The 14,866-nt window shown below is 72.3% G+C and carries 14 protein-coding genes and 2 tRNA genes; 3 read left to right on the forward strand and 13 right to left on the reverse strand.

Features of this window, described 5'->3' with window-relative positions:
* Positions 1-209: 209 nt before the first annotated feature.
* A complete protein-coding gene (locus AAH991_RS06720; RefSeq protein ID WP_346224870.1) occupies positions 210-1,637 on the reverse strand; it encodes an aldehyde dehydrogenase family protein in 1,428 nt (475 codons plus the stop codon).
* A 15-nt stretch (positions 1,638-1,652) separates the two neighbouring features.
* The gene (gene deoC / locus AAH991_RS06725) at positions 1,653-2,591 is read right to left on the reverse strand and encodes a deoxyribose-phosphate aldolase (protein ID WP_346224871.1); all 939 of its coding nucleotides are present in this window, start codon (positions 2,589-2,591) and stop codon (positions 1,653-1,655) included.
* A 216-nt stretch (positions 2,592-2,807) separates the two neighbouring features.
* Here deoC and AAH991_RS06730 point away from each other — a divergent pair, with 216 nt between their 5' ends.
* Positions 2,808-2,975: a hypothetical protein gene (locus AAH991_RS06730; protein WP_346224872.1), complete on the forward strand. Its 168-nt coding sequence runs from the start codon at positions 2,808-2,810 to the stop codon at positions 2,973-2,975.
* 142 nt (positions 2,976-3,117) lie between these two features.
* On the forward strand, positions 3,118-5,997 hold the full coding sequence (locus tag AAH991_RS06735; protein WP_346224873.1) for a helix-turn-helix transcriptional regulator: 2,880 nt from the start codon (positions 3,118-3,120) through the stop codon (positions 5,995-5,997).
* Between the two features lie 41 nt (positions 5,998-6,038).
* Here the strand turns inward: AAH991_RS06735 and AAH991_RS06740 are convergent, their stop codons facing one another.
* The 10 genes from AAH991_RS06740 to AAH991_RS06785 all read right to left on the reverse strand — a co-directional run bounded on the left by AAH991_RS06740 (position 6,039) and on the right by AAH991_RS06785 (position 10,792).
* Positions 6,039-6,608 (reverse strand): TMEM165/GDT1 family protein, encoded by a 570-nt coding sequence (locus AAH991_RS06740; protein WP_346224874.1) that lies wholly within the window; start codon positions 6,606-6,608, stop codon positions 6,039-6,041.
* 220 nt (positions 6,609-6,828) lie between these two features.
* A complete protein-coding gene (locus AAH991_RS06745) occupies positions 6,829-7,878 on the reverse strand; it encodes a UDP-N-acetylmuramate dehydrogenase (RefSeq protein WP_346224875.1) in 1,050 nt (349 codons plus the stop codon).
* Between the two features lie 39 nt (positions 7,879-7,917).
* Entirely contained in the window at positions 7,918-8,145 is a 228-nt protein-coding gene (locus tag AAH991_RS06750) for a hypothetical protein (RefSeq protein ID WP_346224876.1), read from the reverse strand.
* A gap of 234 nt (positions 8,146-8,379) precedes the next feature.
* On the reverse strand, positions 8,380-8,808 hold the full coding sequence (locus tag AAH991_RS06755; RefSeq protein WP_346224877.1) for a MaoC family dehydratase: 429 nt from the start codon (positions 8,806-8,808) through the stop codon (positions 8,380-8,382).
* A gap of 1 nt (position 8,809) precedes the next feature.
* Positions 8,810-9,259 carry a MaoC family dehydratase N-terminal domain-containing protein gene (locus AAH991_RS06760; protein WP_346224878.1) on the reverse strand — a complete coding sequence of 150 codons (450 nt, stop codon included), beginning with the start codon at positions 9,257-9,259 and terminating at the stop codon, positions 8,810-8,812.
* Positions 9,260-9,407: 148 nt separating this feature from the next.
* On the reverse strand, positions 9,408-9,572 hold the full coding sequence (gene rpmG, locus AAH991_RS06765; RefSeq protein ID WP_036325591.1) for a 50S ribosomal protein L33: 165 nt from the start codon (positions 9,570-9,572) through the stop codon (positions 9,408-9,410).
* Between the two features lie 79 nt (positions 9,573-9,651).
* Positions 9,652-9,725, reverse strand: a tRNA-Met gene (locus tag AAH991_RS06770).
* A 178-nt stretch (positions 9,726-9,903) separates the two neighbouring features.
* Positions 9,904-9,976 (reverse strand) — tRNA-Thr (locus AAH991_RS06775).
* Positions 9,977-10,070: 94 nt separating this feature from the next.
* Complete coding sequence (locus tag AAH991_RS06780) at positions 10,071-10,523, reverse strand: hypothetical protein (protein ID WP_346224879.1); 453 nt, start codon at positions 10,521-10,523, stop codon at positions 10,071-10,073.
* Positions 10,524-10,582: 59 nt separating this feature from the next.
* Positions 10,583-10,792, reverse strand: coding sequence for a transposase (locus AAH991_RS06785; RefSeq protein ID WP_346224880.1), 210 nt, complete (start codon positions 10,790-10,792; stop codon positions 10,583-10,585).
* Between the two features lie 143 nt (positions 10,793-10,935).
* Between AAH991_RS06785 and AAH991_RS06790 the strand changes: the two genes are divergently transcribed.
* On the forward strand, positions 10,936-11,556 hold the full coding sequence (locus AAH991_RS06790; RefSeq protein ID WP_346224881.1) for a hemerythrin domain-containing protein: 621 nt from the start codon (positions 10,936-10,938) through the stop codon (positions 11,554-11,556).
* Here the strand turns inward: AAH991_RS06790 and AAH991_RS06795 are convergent.
* A complete protein-coding gene (locus AAH991_RS06795; RefSeq protein WP_346225147.1) occupies positions 11,537-14,839 on the reverse strand; it encodes an ATP-binding protein in 3,303 nt (1,100 codons plus the stop codon). The two genes, AAH991_RS06790 and AAH991_RS06795, sit on opposite strands and share 20 nt — an antisense overlap.
* Between the last annotated feature and the right edge of the window lie 27 nt (positions 14,840-14,866).

Consider the following 14,866-nt stretch of genomic DNA (forward strand, 5'->3'; position numbering starts at 1 on the left):
AACTTCCAATCTCCAGTGGACGGGCCGGCTGGTAGGTCTGGCCGCACCGGCACACGCCGCCGCGGTGGGCGAACCAGCCGTGCCGTACGGCGAAGCGGCCGGAGCGGCGGCCCCGGGAGAAGCCCTCGCCCGCCCCCGCGCGGACGCGGCGGACGAGACGGCGGCGACGCCCGGAGTCGCACCTGCAGGACGGGCGGCCGGTCGGATGATCACACCGCAAGGTAGGCCTCCAGACCGTGCCGCCCGCCCTCGCGGCCGTAGCCCGACTCCTTGTAGCCGCCGAACGGCGAAGTGGGGTCGAACCGGTTGAACGTGTTGGACCAGACGACGCCGGCCCGCAGCCGGGACGCCATCCACAGCATGCGCGAGCCCTTCTCGGTCCACACGCCCGCCGACAGCCCGTACGGGGTGTTGTTGGCCTTCTCCACCGCCTCGGCGGGGGTGCGGAAGGTCAGCACCGACAGCACCGGCCCGAAGATCTCCTCCCGGGCGATGCGGTGCGACTGGGCCACGCCGGTGAAGAGGGTGGGCGGGAACCAGTAGCCGCGGTCGGGGATCGGGCAGGCGGGCGACCACCGTTCGGCCCCCTCGGCCTCCCCGGCCTCCGACAGCTCGCGGATCTTGGCGAGCTGCTCGGCCGAGTTGATCGCGCCGATGTCGGTGTTCTTGTCCAGCGGGTCGCCGAGCCGCAGCGTGCCGAGGCGCCGCTTGAGCGCCTCCAGCAGGTCGGCCGCGACCGACTCCTGCACCAGCAGCCGGGATCCGGCGCAGCACACGTGGCCCTGGTTGAAGAAGATCCCGTTGACGATGCCCTCGACGGCCTGGTCGAGCGGCGCGTCCTCGAACACGATGTTGGCGGCCTTGCCGCCGAGCTCCAGCGTGAGCTTCTTGCGGGTGCCCGCGAGGCTCCTGGCGATGAGGCGGCCGACCTCCGTCGAGCCGGTGAAGGCGACCTTGTCCACGCCGGGGTGGTCGACGAGCGCGGCGCCCGTCTCACCCGCGCCGGTGACGATGTTGACGACCCCCGGCGGCAGGTCGGCCTGGCGGCAGATGTCGGCGAACGCCAGCGCGGTCAGCGGCGTGGTCTCGGCCGGCTTGAGCACGACCGTGTTGCCGCAGGCCAGGGCGGGTGCGATCTTCCACGCCAGCATGAGCAGCGGGAAGTTCCACGGGATGACCTGTCCGGCCACGCCCAGCGGCCGGGGATCGGGGCCGAACCCGGCGTACGACAGCTTGTCGGCCCAGCCCGCGTAGTAGAAGAAGTGGGCCGCGACCAGCGGGAGGTCCACGTCGCGGGACTCCCGGATCGGCTTGCCGTTGTCGAGCGTCTCCAGGACGGCCAGCTCACGCGCCCGCTCCTGGATGATCCGGGCGATCCGGAACAGGTACTTGGCCCGCTCCGCGCCCGGCATGGCCGACCACACCGGGAACGCCTTGGCGGCGGCCTGGACCGCGCGGTCGACGTCGGCCTCCCCCGCCCACGCGACCTCCGCGAGCACCTCCTCGGTGGCCGGGTTGACGGTCTTGTGGCGCTCCTCGCCCTGCGGCTCGACCCACTCGCCGTTGATGAACAGGCCGTACGACGGCCGGATGTCGACGATGTCCCGCGACTCGGGCGCGGGTGCGTATTCGAACATGCCTCAGTCCAGCCCTCAGTCCAGCGTGAAGTAGTCGGGACCGGCGTACCGGCCGGTGGCCATCTTCTGCCGCTGCATGAGCAGGTCGTTCAGCAGCGAGGAGGCGCCGAGGCGGAACCAGTCGGGGTCCAGCCAGTCCGGCCCGGCGGTCTCGTTGACCAGCACCAGGTATTTGATCGCGTCCTTGGTGGTGCGGATGCCGCCCGCGGGCTTCACGCCCACCTTGCGGCCGGTCGCGGTCAGGAAGTCGCGCACGGCCTCCAGCATGACGAGCGTCACCGGGAGGGTCGCGGCCGGCGACACCTTGCCGGTCGAGGTCTTGATGAAGTCCGCTCCGGCGATCATCGCCAGCCAGGAGGCCCGCCGCACGTTGTCGTACGTCGCGAGCTCGCCGGTCTCCAGGATCACCTTCAGATGCGCGTCGGCACAGGCTTCCTTGGTGGCGACGATCTCCTCGTACACCTTGAGGTAGTCGCCGGCGAGGAACGCGCCTCGGTCGATGACCATGTCGATCTCTGCGGCTCCGGCGGCCACGGCGAGGCGGGTCTCGGCGACCTTCACCTCCAGCGAGGACCGGCCGCTGGGGAACGACGTGGCGACGGACGCCACCTTCACCCCCGACCCGGCCAGCGCCTCGACGGCGGTCGCGACCAGGTCGGGATACACGCAGACCGCGGCGACGGGCGGCACGGAGGAGTCGGCGGGGTCGGGCCGCACCGCCTTGGCGCACATCGCCCTGACCTTGCCGGGGGTGTCCGCGCCTTCGAGCGTGGTGAGGTCGACCATCCCGATGGCCATGTCGATGGCCTGCTTCTTGGCGGTGGTCTTGATGGATCGCGTGCCCAGCATCGCGGCCCGGGCGTCCGCACCGACCCGGTCGACCCCGGGAAGGCCGTGCAGGAACGCCCGCAACGTCGAGGGTGAGGAGGCGACCTCCGCGAGCGGAGTAGTCATAGTTGGCACGGAACCAGCATCCCCGACCACTCGGATTGATTCCAAACCCGGGGACTACGCCGCTCCTAAGGCATCGCCTTAGCCGCCTTAGAAGTCCTACGCCGCAGGCCCATGCCAGAGATCGCCAGAGATAGGGCATCCGCCCGATGTGCCGCACCACGCCTTAGACCGAACCTTGAGGAGTACGGAAAGAGACCCGAACAAGGAGACGCAGCGATGGGTCCGGAACTGCACTACCAGGTAATGATCAACCGGGCGGCCGAGCTTCAGGAGGAGGCCGCCGGTCACCGGCGCGCCCGCGAGGCGCAGGCGGCGCTGAAGAGCCGGCAGCGCTCCGGCCAGCGCCGGCTGCGTGCGGCCTTCGGCAAGCTCCGCACCTCATGAGACGCGTACGAAGGCCCGGCCGGACCCTCCCTCCCGGCCGGGCCTTTGCGCCCCCTTGAGCCGTCGTGAGCCCCGCCAGTCAGTCAGATCTGACCGTAAAACCAGGCGAAGCGACGCAAAGGGTCATGACATGCTTGACGACATGACACGCCGGGCGGTGAGCCCCGTTTTCGTCGGGCGGGGCGCGGAGTTGGAGACCCTGGGCGAGGCCTACGACCAGGCCCGCAAGCAGGCCACCGCGGCGGTGCTCATCGGCGGCGAGGCGGGCGTGGGGAAGACCCGCCTCGCGGTCCGGTTCGCCGAGCAGGCCGCGCAGGACGGCGCCCACGTGCTCGTCGGGGGCTGCGTGGAACTGTCCGCCGAGGGCCTGGCGTACGCGCCGTTCACCGCCGCGCTGCGGCAGCTCGTCCGGGAGTGCGGGGCGGCCGAGGTCGCCGCCCTGCTGCCCGACGGCGCCGCCCGGGACCTGGCGAGGCTGCTGCCCGAGTTCGGCGAGCCGAGCGGCGAAGGGGAGACCGAGTCGGCCCGCGCCCGGCTGTTCGAGCTGATCCTCGCCCTGCTGGAACGCCTCGCCGAGCGGCGGCCGGTGGTGCTCGTCATCGAGGACGTCCACTGGGCCGACCGCTCCAGCCGCGACCTCATCGCCTTCCTCAGCCGCAACCTCAGGTCGGCTCCCGTCCTGATGGTCATGACGTACCGCTCCGACGAGTTGCACCGCACCCATCCCCTGCGGCCGGTGCTGGCCGAGCTGGGGCGGGTCGACGGCGTGGTCCGGGTGGAACTGCCCCGCTTCACCCAGGACGAGGTCGCCGAGCAGATGGCCGGCATCCTCGGGGTGACCCCCGAGTTCGCCAAGGTGGACCGGGTCTTCGAGCGCAGCGGCGGCATCCCGCTGTTCGTGGAGGCGCTGCTCGACTGCGGCGACGAGTGCTCGTTCCCCGACTCGCTGCACGACCTGATCATCGGCTCGGTCGAGCGGCTGCCCGAGGAGACCCAGCGGGTGCTGCGGATCGCCGCGGCCGGGGGCGTACGCGTCGGGCACGACCTGCTCGCGGCGGTCGGCGGGCTGTCCGACGTGGACCTGGAGAACGCGCTGCGGCCGGCCATCGCCGCCAACGTGCTGCAGGTGGCCGACGGCGGGGCGTACGCGTTCCGGCACGCCCTGATCCGCGAGGCGGTCCACGACGAGCTGCTGCCCGGCGAGCACGCGCGGATGCACGCGCGGTACGCCGAGGAGATCGACCGCGACCGCACCCTCGTGCCCCCGGGCCGGGCGGCCATCGAGATCGCCCACCACTGGTACTCCGCCCGCGACGACCTGTGGGCGCTGATCTCGGCCTGGGAGGCGGCGGAGAAGGCGGCCAAGTCGTTCGCCTACACCGAGCAGATCCAGCTGCTCGACCGCGTGCTGACCCTGTGGGACAAGGTCCCCGACGCCGCCGAGCGCATCGGGCACGACCACTGCACCGTGCTCGAGCGGGCCTCGGAGGCGGCGTACGTCGGCGGCGACATGGAGCAGGGCACCAAGTACGTGCGCGGCGCCCTGGCGGAGCTGGACGAGCGGACCGCCCCGGAACGGGTGGCCGAGCTGCTGGTCCGGCTGGCGAACATCAAGATCCAGAAGGGCAAGACCAGCGGGCTGGAGGAGCTGCGGCGCGCCGAACGCCTGGTCCCGCGGCCCGGCGACATCCGCACGCTCGTGCTGACCCGGCTGGGCACGGTGCTGATCAATTCCGACGAGATCGCCGAGGGCACCGCGCTCACCGAGGAGGCTCTGCGCACCGCCCGCGAGAAGGGCGACGAGGTCCAGGAGGCCGACCTCCTGATGAACCTCGCGCTCGGACACTCGATCAACGGCGACCTGGAGACGGCGTTCGCGATGAACGAGCGCGCCCTGGCCATCGGCACCCGGCTCGACTCACCCCGCATCACCCTGCGCGCCCTGGCGAACAACGTCGACGCCCTCGACAACCTCGGCCGCTCGGAGGAGGCGGTGCGGCTCGCGCTCGAGGGCGAGAAGCTCGCCCGGCGATTCGGCAGGTTCCGCCACCAGGGCACGTTCATCGCCAACAACCGTGCGGAGGCGCTGGAGTCCCTCGGCCGGTGGGACGAGGCGATCGAGATCATCGAACGGTCGATGACGATGGGGCCGACCCTGCGCAACCGGTGGCACATGCTGCGGGTTCGCGCGGACATCGCGATCGCGCGCGGCGAGGAGGACCTGGCGCAGGACATCCTCGCCGAGGTCGGGGCGTTCTCCCCGCATCTGGACGAGCAGACGCAGGAGTGGACGAACAACACCCGCCTGGTCGTCGCGTGGCACCTGCTGCGCGGCGAGCCGCTGCAGGCCCTGGCCGTACTGGAGACGGCGCTGGACGACCCGCCGCGGTCGGGCAAGGCGATGCTCGCCGGCCGGCTGCTCGCATCGGTCCGCTACGTCTGCGACGCCGCGGCGCCGGTCGCCCCCGAGCAGGTCGAGCGCGTACGCGCCATGGGCGACCGTCTCGCCGAGAACCTGGGCGACGGGCCGGTGGACGAGGCGTTCGGGCTGGTGTACCGGGGCGAGTTCGACGCCGCGGCCGAGGCGTGGCGGCGGCTGGGCCGTCCGTACGTGCGGGCCAAGGCGCTGCTGCACGCGGCGATGGCCGCCGCCGCGAGCGGCGACCGCGACGGGGCCTCGGCGCGCCTGCGCGAGGCATCCCCGCTCGCGGCCGAGTTGCGTGCCACCCCGCTGGTCACGCAGATCGAGACGCTGGCCCGCCGCGTCGGCGCCCCCCTCTCCCGTGCCACGCCGTCCGGTCCCACACCGCCGGAACCCGCGCGGCAGGCCGACCTGACCCCGCGCGAACTGGAGGTGCTGCGCCTGGTGGCGGCCGGGCGCAGCAACAGGGACATCGCGGCCGAGCTGTTCATCTCGGCCAAGACCGTCAGCGTGCACGTGTCGAACATCCTGCCCAAGCTGGGGGTGTCGACCCGGGGCGAGGCCGCCGCCGCGGCCCACCGCCTGTCTCTTCTCGATTAGGCGATCCTCGGTCTGGCGATCCTCGGTCAGGCGCTCCTCGGTCAGGCGAACAGGGGCTCGATCAGCAGCAGCACGCCGAAGACGGCGAACGCGGCGGCCGCGCCATACTTGATCCATTTCTCGGGCAGCCGGGTGCCGAGGAACCTGCCGACCAGGATGGCCAGCGCGTCGGCGGCGACCATGCCCACGGTGGAGCCGACCCACGTGCCGAACCAGCCGTGCTGGGTGGCCAGCGTGATCGTGGCGAGCATGGTCTTGTCGCCCAGTTCGCTGAGGAAGAACGCCACGGCGACGGCGATGAACGCGTTGCGGGTGGTCTTGGCCGCCTTGCCCTTCTCCTCCTCGGTGAGTTCGTCGCCGCGCAGCGTCCAGGCGGCGAAGGCGAGGAACGCGATACCGGCGATGATCGAGATGGCGGTGGTGGGGAGGGCGTCGCCGACCAGCCGGCCGAGGCCGACGCTGAAGAGATGGACGAGCGCGGTCGCGGCGGTGATGCCGGCCAGCACCGGCCCCGTCTTGAACCGGGTCGCGAAGGTCAGGGCCATGAGCTGGCTCTTGTCGCCCAGCTCGGCTACGAAGATGACGACGAGGGAGATCCAGAGGGCGTACACGGGTCGCCTTTCGTCCCTTTCAGGGGGATTTGCGACCGGGCCGGCGTACGACACCCGGGGAGTTCGGGCACGACTTCGGCCCGGCAGCATGCGGTCATGACTGTCGGGCCGAAGGTCTCGTCCGCCACGAGGGCTCCACGACCGGGCGGACGAACCGCCAGTGTGTCGATCAGTGGATTTCGGACTACTCCCCTTCGGTGTTGCCCCAGTCTAACCCGGGCTAAAGACTCACTCCCACCAGCACGGGCTCGTTGACGAGCCACACTCCGAACTTCTCGTGCACGCCGTCGCGCACCTCGCGGGCCAGCGCCAGCAGTTCGTCCGCGCCGGCCTCACCGGTCGGGTTGGTGAGGGCCAGCGTGTGCTTGGTCGAGATGCGGGCCCGCCCCTTCTCGTAGCCCTTGGGGAAGCCGGCGTTCTCGATAAGCCATGCCGCCGGGACCTTGACCATGCCGTCGGGCATGTCCCAGCGCGGGTGGCCGGGGGCCCGCAGTCCCAGGGCCGCCGCCTCGTCCGGGCCGAGCACGGGGTTGGTGAAGAAGGACCCGGCGCTGCGCGTGTCCGGGTCGCCGGGGTCGAGGACCATGCCCTTGCCCCGTCGCAGCCCCAGCACCGCCTCGCGCGCGTCGGACAGCGGCACCCGCTCACCGAGCTCCACGCCGAGGCGTACGGCCAGCTCCCGGTACGCCACGGGCCCCGACAGCGGCGAGTGCTCCAGGGCGTAGGTGACGGCCAGCACCACGTGCCTGCCGGGGTCGTGCTTGAACGCGCTGTCCCGGTAGGCGAAACCGCACTCGGCCGCCGTGAGGTCCCGCACCTCGCCGGTGACCCGGTCGTACACGCGGACGCCGGTGACGGTCTGCGAGACGTCCTGGCCGTACGCGCCGACGTTCTGGATGGGGGTGGATCCCACCAGCCCGGGGACGCCCGACAGGCATTCGACCCCCGACCAGCCCTCGGCCACGCACCGGGCGACCAGGGCGTCCCAGTCCTCCCCCGCCTGCACGGTCACCCGCACCCGTCCGTCGTCGGGGGTCACCTCGACGCCCCGGGTGGCGACGCGCACCACGAGCCCGTCGAACCCGTCGTCGGACACCACGAGGTTGCTGCCGCCGCCGAGCACCAGCACGGGCTCGCCATCGCGGTCGGCCTCGGCCACGGCCGCGATCAGCTCGTCCTGCGTCTCCGCCTGCGTGAACGCCCGGGCCGGCCCGCCCGTCCGCAGCGTGGTGTACGGGGCGAGCGGCACCCCTGCCAACCGGTCAGCCATCGGTCTCCTCGCACGCGGAACGTCCGACGAACAGGATAGCTATCCGCGGTCCTCGCGCTCCGCCTCGGCTATCGACTCGTCGATCCTCGACGTGGCCGAGCTGCCGTCCCACAGGAGCTGGGAGGCGACCATCGACGCCTCTCCCGAAGGGGTCAGCGCGGTCTCGATCGTCCCGCCGGGCGCGACGTCCCGCTCGACCTCGTCGATCTCTTCGGGGCCGGTGGCCTCGGCGGCCTGCCTGGCGTTCTCCGCCCGCGGCCGCGGCATCGCGCCGCCGTGGGCGTCGCCGGCCTTGCCGGGGTCCTGGGTCTGTGCGGCGACGCCTGCGACGTCACCGGTGCGTTCCGCTGCGTTGTCTCGATCTGCGTTGTCTCGATCTGCGTTGTCTCGATCTGCGTTGTCTCGATCTGGGTTGTCTCGATCTGGGTTGTCTCGATCGCTCACGATCCGACCGCTACCCAGCACCGCCGCGGCCAATCGGACCGGCCCGGAGGGGCACGGTCAGGAGAGCTGAACCACCGCGCGGGCCTTGGACAGGACCCGGGAGTCGCCGGACTTCGCGGTCAGCGCGACGACGACACGCTTGTCCTCGCGCTTCTCCTCGACGATCCCGCTGATCGTGATCGTCGCGCCGTTGTCGTCGTCCGGCACCACGACCATGGACGAGAAGCGGACGCCGTACTCCACCACCGCGCCGGGGTCGCCGGCCCAGTCCGTCACGAACCGGCCGCCCTGCGCCATCGTGTACATGCCGTGCGCGATGACGTCGGGCAGGCCGACCGCCTTCGCGTACCGCTCGTTCCAGTGGATGGGGTTGAAGTCGCCGGAGGCGCCGGCGTACCTGACCAGGTCCACCCGGCGGACCATGTACTCGACGGCCGGGATCTGCTGGCCGGCCTCCACCTCGTCGTACTTCACCGTCGCCGCCATGTCAGGCCGCCCCTCCCCGCTCCACGATGACGTTGTAGGTCCGGCAGACCAGCTCGCCGGAGGTGGTGGAGACGTCGCTGCGCAGGGTCAGGAACTCGTTGCGCCCGACGCTGCGGATCTCCGCGATGGTCGAGGCGCACACCAGCTCGTCGCCCGCGTGGATGGGCCTCTCGTACTCGAACCGCTGCTCGCCGTGCACGACCATGGAGAAGTCGAGCCCGAGCTCGGGGTCGGCGAGCGCCTCACCGGTACCGAGAAGGCTGAACACGATGGGGAACGTGGGCGGCGCGACGACGTCCGGATGCCCGGCCGCCACGGCGGCCTGCCTGTCGTGGTAGATCGGGTTGGAGTCGCCGATCGCGGTGGCGAACTCGCTGATCTTCACGCGGCTGACCTCGTAGGGCGCGGACGACGCGTACGTCCGCCCGACGAAATCACGGTTCAAAGCCATCGGGCCGGGGCTCCTTCTGCTGAGCGGGTAGGCCGTACCGTAACAGAACCCGGACACGACAAACCGGCGTCCCCGCGGGGAACGCCGGTGTCGGAAGTGCGATGGGGTTCCGAAGTGGTGCCTGCGCGGACCGCGCCGCGTACCGGAACTAGCGGGTCTCGCGGTGCGCCCGGTGCGTCTTGCAGTTGGGGCAGTACTTCTTCAGCTCAAGCCGATCCGGGTCGTTGCGCCGGTTCTTCCGCGTGATGTAGTTGCGGTGCTTGCACTCCTGGCAGGCCAGCGTGATCTTCGGCCTAACGTCTGTGGCAGCCACGTGGGAGTGCCTTTCTGCGTTCGGGACTACTGGACAACCCACGCCGGGGCCGTCTTGTGCAGATGACCCGGGAGGGTAGTAGCGGAGGCCGGACTTGAACCGGCGACACAGCGATTATGAGCCGCTTGCTCTGCCTGACTGAGCTACTCCGCCTTGGCCGGAAATCGGATCCGGCCACGCAAGGATACCCGACCTGTACGGCTATTCGCGCATCGGGATCAGCCATGATCGAGGTCGGTCTTCCCATGGGAATGAGACATCCCCACCAAGCCGAAAGCCCCACCCGGCAGCATCAGTCAGAAACACTGCTTGGATAGGACTTCTCGACTAGAGCCCCCAAACGGAATCGAACCGTTGACCTTCTCCTTACCATGGAGACGCTCTGCCGACTGAGCTATAGGGGCGGGTCCGCCGGCCGCTCTCGCGTTGCGGACAGGTGTAACCATACACGGCCACGGCGGCCTACGCGAATTCGAATCACCCGCGTGGCGGGCCGCCTCAGGGCGTCGGCAGGACTCCGGACAGGTCGGCCTCGGGCCGATGCCGGGCGGGCACGTCGGCCGTGACCGCGTAGCGGCTGAAGTAGCCCTTGCCCTTGACCGGGATCACGCTGCTCAACGTCACCGTGGCGTCGTACGGCGCGTCCGCGCACTCGGGCAGGCACCAGGTGCCGCTGAGTTTGCCCGCACCGGTCGCCCGGGTCGGTCCCCAGGTCCGCCAGGTGACCGCGCTCATCGCGCTGAACTCCGAGAGCACGAGGTTCGCCGGCCGCTGGTCGGGCCTGCCCCGCTCGGCGTCCCGGAAGTTGAGCACGTACACCGGCGTCTCGGCCGCGGGATCCGCGGGCGCCGACCCGCAGCCGCCCAGTACGGCGGCGAGTGCGCTCACGGTGACGAGCAGACCGGCGGGCAGACGGGCGGGCAGACGGGCGGGCAGGGCAGGCAGGCGCATCGATTCCCCCTCGGCACTGTGAGTGCCCAGGGCCCGCGACTGTTACGCCTGTGACCTGGCTATCTGACGGCCGTACGGGCGTCGCCGGCCCGGACGGGCAGCGGAATCACCTCGCACAGGTCGGCGAGGTCGACATACCGGGCGACCTCCTCGACCGACAGGCAGTCGGCGACCACCCGGCCGTGGCGCCGCACCCGCAGCACCTGGCGGTCGTGGCGGTACGCGGGAACGATCTCGTAACCGTCCGGTCCCACCCATCGGCTGTCCATGACGGACCAAACTAGCGGGTTCTCCCCACGCCTATCTCCCGTCCCATGGGAATCGGCCTTAAGTAGGGTCTTAACCGACCCCAAGTGCCCGGCCGCACAGTGAGCGCGACATACCGCCGTTCCCGCTCATGAAGGGTCCCCCGATGTCCGACACCCCCAACCTGCTGGGCTTCCGCATCACGCACCGGGCGATGCGGGCCGACTCCCGGCGCCTCGCCGACGTCACCGCCGAGATCGCCGCGGGCCGGCAGCCGTGCGGGCCGGAACGCGCCGCCGCCATCAGCGAGTACGTCACCAAGCTGTGCCGCGGCATCCACCACCATCACAAGGCGGAGGACGACCGCCTGTGGCCCCTGCTCGTCCGGTCGGCGGGCGCCGAGGTCGACCTGAGCGAGCTGAGCGAGGACCACTCCGAGCTCGACCCGCTGCTGGAGGAGATCCGGTCCGTCGCGGGCGACCCGGCCGAGCTGGCCAAGCCGCTGCGCCGGCTGGCGGACCTGCTCGACGAGCACATCGAGGAGGAGGAGCGCACGATCTTCCCGATCATCATGCGGCACGTGTCCGGCAAGGACTGGGAGGAGCTGGAGCAGTACGTCCGCAAGGGCGGCGACGTGCGCTTCGAGCTGCCGAGGATCGAGCAGCACGCGCGGCCGGAGGAGATGGCGGAGCTGCGTGCGCTGGCCGGGCCCGTGCTGGTCGTCATGCTGGCGGTGCTGCGCCGCGCCCACCGGCGCCGCGAGCGCCTCATCTTCGGCGCCGCGTGAGCGCCGCGTCGTCGAGCCCACGGCGGGCGGCCTCCTCCCAGTGCGGGGAGCCGACCTGCCGGGCGACCTCGGCTGCCCGCAGGTAGTGGGCCCCGGCGTCGCCGGGCCGCCCCAGGAACACCGCCAGGTCGCCGAGCGTGTGCGCCACCGGCCCCAGCGTGACCGAGCCCGAGTGCAGGCCGGCCAGCTCGCCGTCGTACGGCAGGAGCAGCCGGTAGCACTCCCCGGCCACCTCCGGGTCGCCCAGCTCGATCGCGTTGTCCGAGCGGAGAGCCATGAACACGAGCCAGTAGTAGTCCCGGCGAGGGGCGCGTAGGGGAGCCCAGACCGCGCGGGCCTCCTCCGTGCGGCCGGCGCCGGTGAGCGCCCGCGCGTACAGCTCGCCGGCGTCCTGCGGCAGGCGTTCCCACAGGGCGGCGAGCTCCTCGACCGAGTCGTGGACCCGTCCCGCCGCCAGCTTGACCACGAAGCGGCCGACCGCTCCCACCATCGCGCCGTTGGCGTCACCGGTGCTGGCCAGCTGCTCCCCGAGCTGTGAGTAGACGCTCTCGGCCCGCTCGAACTCACCCCTGACCAGCAGGTGCAGGGCGTCGAGGAAGCCGAGGATGCCGAGGGCCAGGCCGAGCTGGCCGCTCGTCGACAGCTCCATGGCCTTGTCGGCGTGCCGGCGCGCCGTCGTCCAGTCGTTGCGGCCCAGCGCGGCCATGAGCAGCGAGAAGTGGCCGAGCGTCTGATAGCCGAGGAGCCCGGCGGCGGCCGAGGCGGCCAGCAGATCGTGCCCGAGCCTCTCCAGGTCGTCCCGCCTGTCCGGGGTCAGGCAGACCCAGTAGCGGCCGTTGAGCGCCATGCACCGCAGCCGCGGGTCGCCGAGGGCGTCCGCGATCGCCAGCGCCTCCCCACCGGCCGCCTCGATGCGCTCCGCGTCGTGTCCTTCGAGCGCGTGGCAGAGGGCGACGAGCATCCGGCAGCGCAGTTCCCCGGCCTCCGCGGGCAGCGACTCCTCGATCGCCCGGACGAGATCGGTGTCGAGCACGCGGTCCGGCTGGATGGTCCAGATGACCGGCGCGTCGAGCGAGGACACCGCCCGCGCCACCGCGTCCCTGCCGCCCATCCGGCGGGCGACCGCCAGCGCCCTCGTCCGGTTGCGCACCGCCGTGATCACGTCGCCCGCGTGCGCCTGCGCGGACACCAGACGGCACAGGAGGTCGAGGCGGACGTCCCGATGCGCGTCGTCGGTCCCCTCGCTCAGCAGGTCGAGCGCGCCCAGCGCGCCCTGCAGCAGCCCGGCCGCCTCCCTGTGGGCGTAGAGCGCGGCGGCCTGCCCGGCGGCCCGCGCCGCGTACTCGGCCGCCGTGAGGGCGGTCGCGGTCGTCGCGGCGGCGAGCGCGTGGTGCCCGAGCGCCCCCACGTCGCCAGGGCGCACCCGCTCCAGCGCCGTCAGGACCTTGCCGTGCATCCGCGCCCGGCGCAGCCGCGGGATGTCCTCGTACAACGTCTCGCGGACGAGCACGTGGGCGAACCGGACACGGCCGGGGCGGGGCTCCTCCAGCAGGCCGGACAGCACGCCCGCCTCCAGGCCGTCGAGCACCGTCTCCTCGTCCGCTCCCGGCAGGGCGACCAGCACGTCCGCGTCGGCCTCGCGACCGAGGACGGCGGCCGTGCGCAGCGTGGTCTGCGCCGTCGCGGGCAGCCGGGCGAGGCGGCGGCGGATGAGGTCGCGCACGCCGGGCGGCAGCGCGTGGGCCGCCGAGGGGCCGTCCACCGCGAGCAGCCGGGCCGTCTCGGTCACGAACAGCGGGTTGCCGCCGGTCCGCTCGGTGACCGTGCGCGCCGTGGCCTCGTCGACCTCCGTGCCGGAGCGTGCCGTGAGCAGGCGGGCCACCTCCGGCTCGCCCAGGCCGCCCAGGGTGATGTGCTCCACCGTCTGCACGGCGAGCGCAGCGGCGGTGGCCGTGAGGTCGTCGCCCGCCTCGGCCGGCCGATGCGTCAGCAGGACGAGGACCGGCGTCCGGGTCAGGCGGCCCGCCAGGTGACGCAGGAGCTGGAGGGTCTCCTCGTCGGCCCGGTGCACGTCCTCCAGCACGATCAGCAGCGGTCCGGGCACGCCCTCCAGGTAGTCGCCGGCCGCCCGCGCCAGCCAGAACTGGCCCACGGGCGCGGCGTCGTCGGTCAGCAGAGGCGCCAGCCGGGCCGCGGTCTCCGGCTCGGGCGGGCAGGTCGCGGACAGCTCCCGCAGCACCTCGCTCCACGCCCAGGCGGGCGGCACGCCGCCGGTCGTCTCGGGGCAGCGGCCGACCACGGTCTGCCAGCCGTCCCCGGCCAGGCGCCGCACGAGCGCGTCGGCCAGCGTGCTCTTGCCCGAGCCCGCCTCGCCACCGAGCCACACGATGCGGAAACCGGCCCCGGCCTGCTCGGCCGCGGCGGCCAGCCGGGACAGCTCCGCCGTACGGCCGACCATGCGGGGGGAAGCGGAGTCCGGGGCGGGCGCGGGAACCGGGATCACGAGCTCCGGAACTGCGGGGACCGCGTCGAGCGACTCGGCCTGCGCGAGGATGTCCGACTCCAGCGCGCGCAGGGCGGGCCCGGGGTCGACGCCGAGCTGCTCGGCGAGCAGGGTGCGCGTCCGGCGCAGGGCCGCGAGCGCCTCCCCCTGCCGCCCGGCCCGGTAGTAGGCGAGCGCGAGCAGCCGAACGGCGTTCTCCCGCAGGGGATGCGCGGTGAGGTGACGCTCCAGCTCCGGGACGACCTCGGCGTGACGGCCGAGCGCGAGCCCGGCCTCGGCGCGGTACTCCACCGCGACCGCCCGCAGCTCGTTCAGATGGACCACTTCGGGGACGGCCCACTCCTCCTCGGTGAACTCCGCGTACGCCGGGCCGGTCCACAGCGCCAGGGCCTCGTCCACGGCCTCCAGCGCGTTCGCGGGCCGCCCCTCGGCGAGCAGACCGGCGGCGGCCTCGACCAGCCGGGGAAAGCGCCAGGCGTCCACGTCGCCGGGCTCCAGCGCCAGGCGGTATCCGGGGGGAGCGCTGACCAGCACGCGGGCGGCGGCGCGGGGGGCGCGGTCCGGCTCCAGGGCCCGCCGCAGGTTCGACACGTAGACCTGGAGCGCGGCCAGCGCGCGCGGCGGCGGCTGCCCCCGCCACAGGTCGTCGACGAACCGGTCGGTCGACACCACGTGCCCCTGGGCGCCCACCAGCCGGGCCAGCACGGCGCGCTGGAGCGAGGTCCCGAGGTCCGCGGGGCGCCCGTCGACCTCTGCCGCAATTCGCCCCAAAACGCGCACTTTTACCATGACGGAGCAAGCATAGGG

Origin of the sequence: Microbispora sp. ZYX-F-249, from assembly GCF_039649665.1 — a bacterium.
Classification (GTDB): Bacteria; Actinomycetota; Actinomycetes; order Streptosporangiales; family Streptosporangiaceae; genus Microbispora; species Microbispora maris.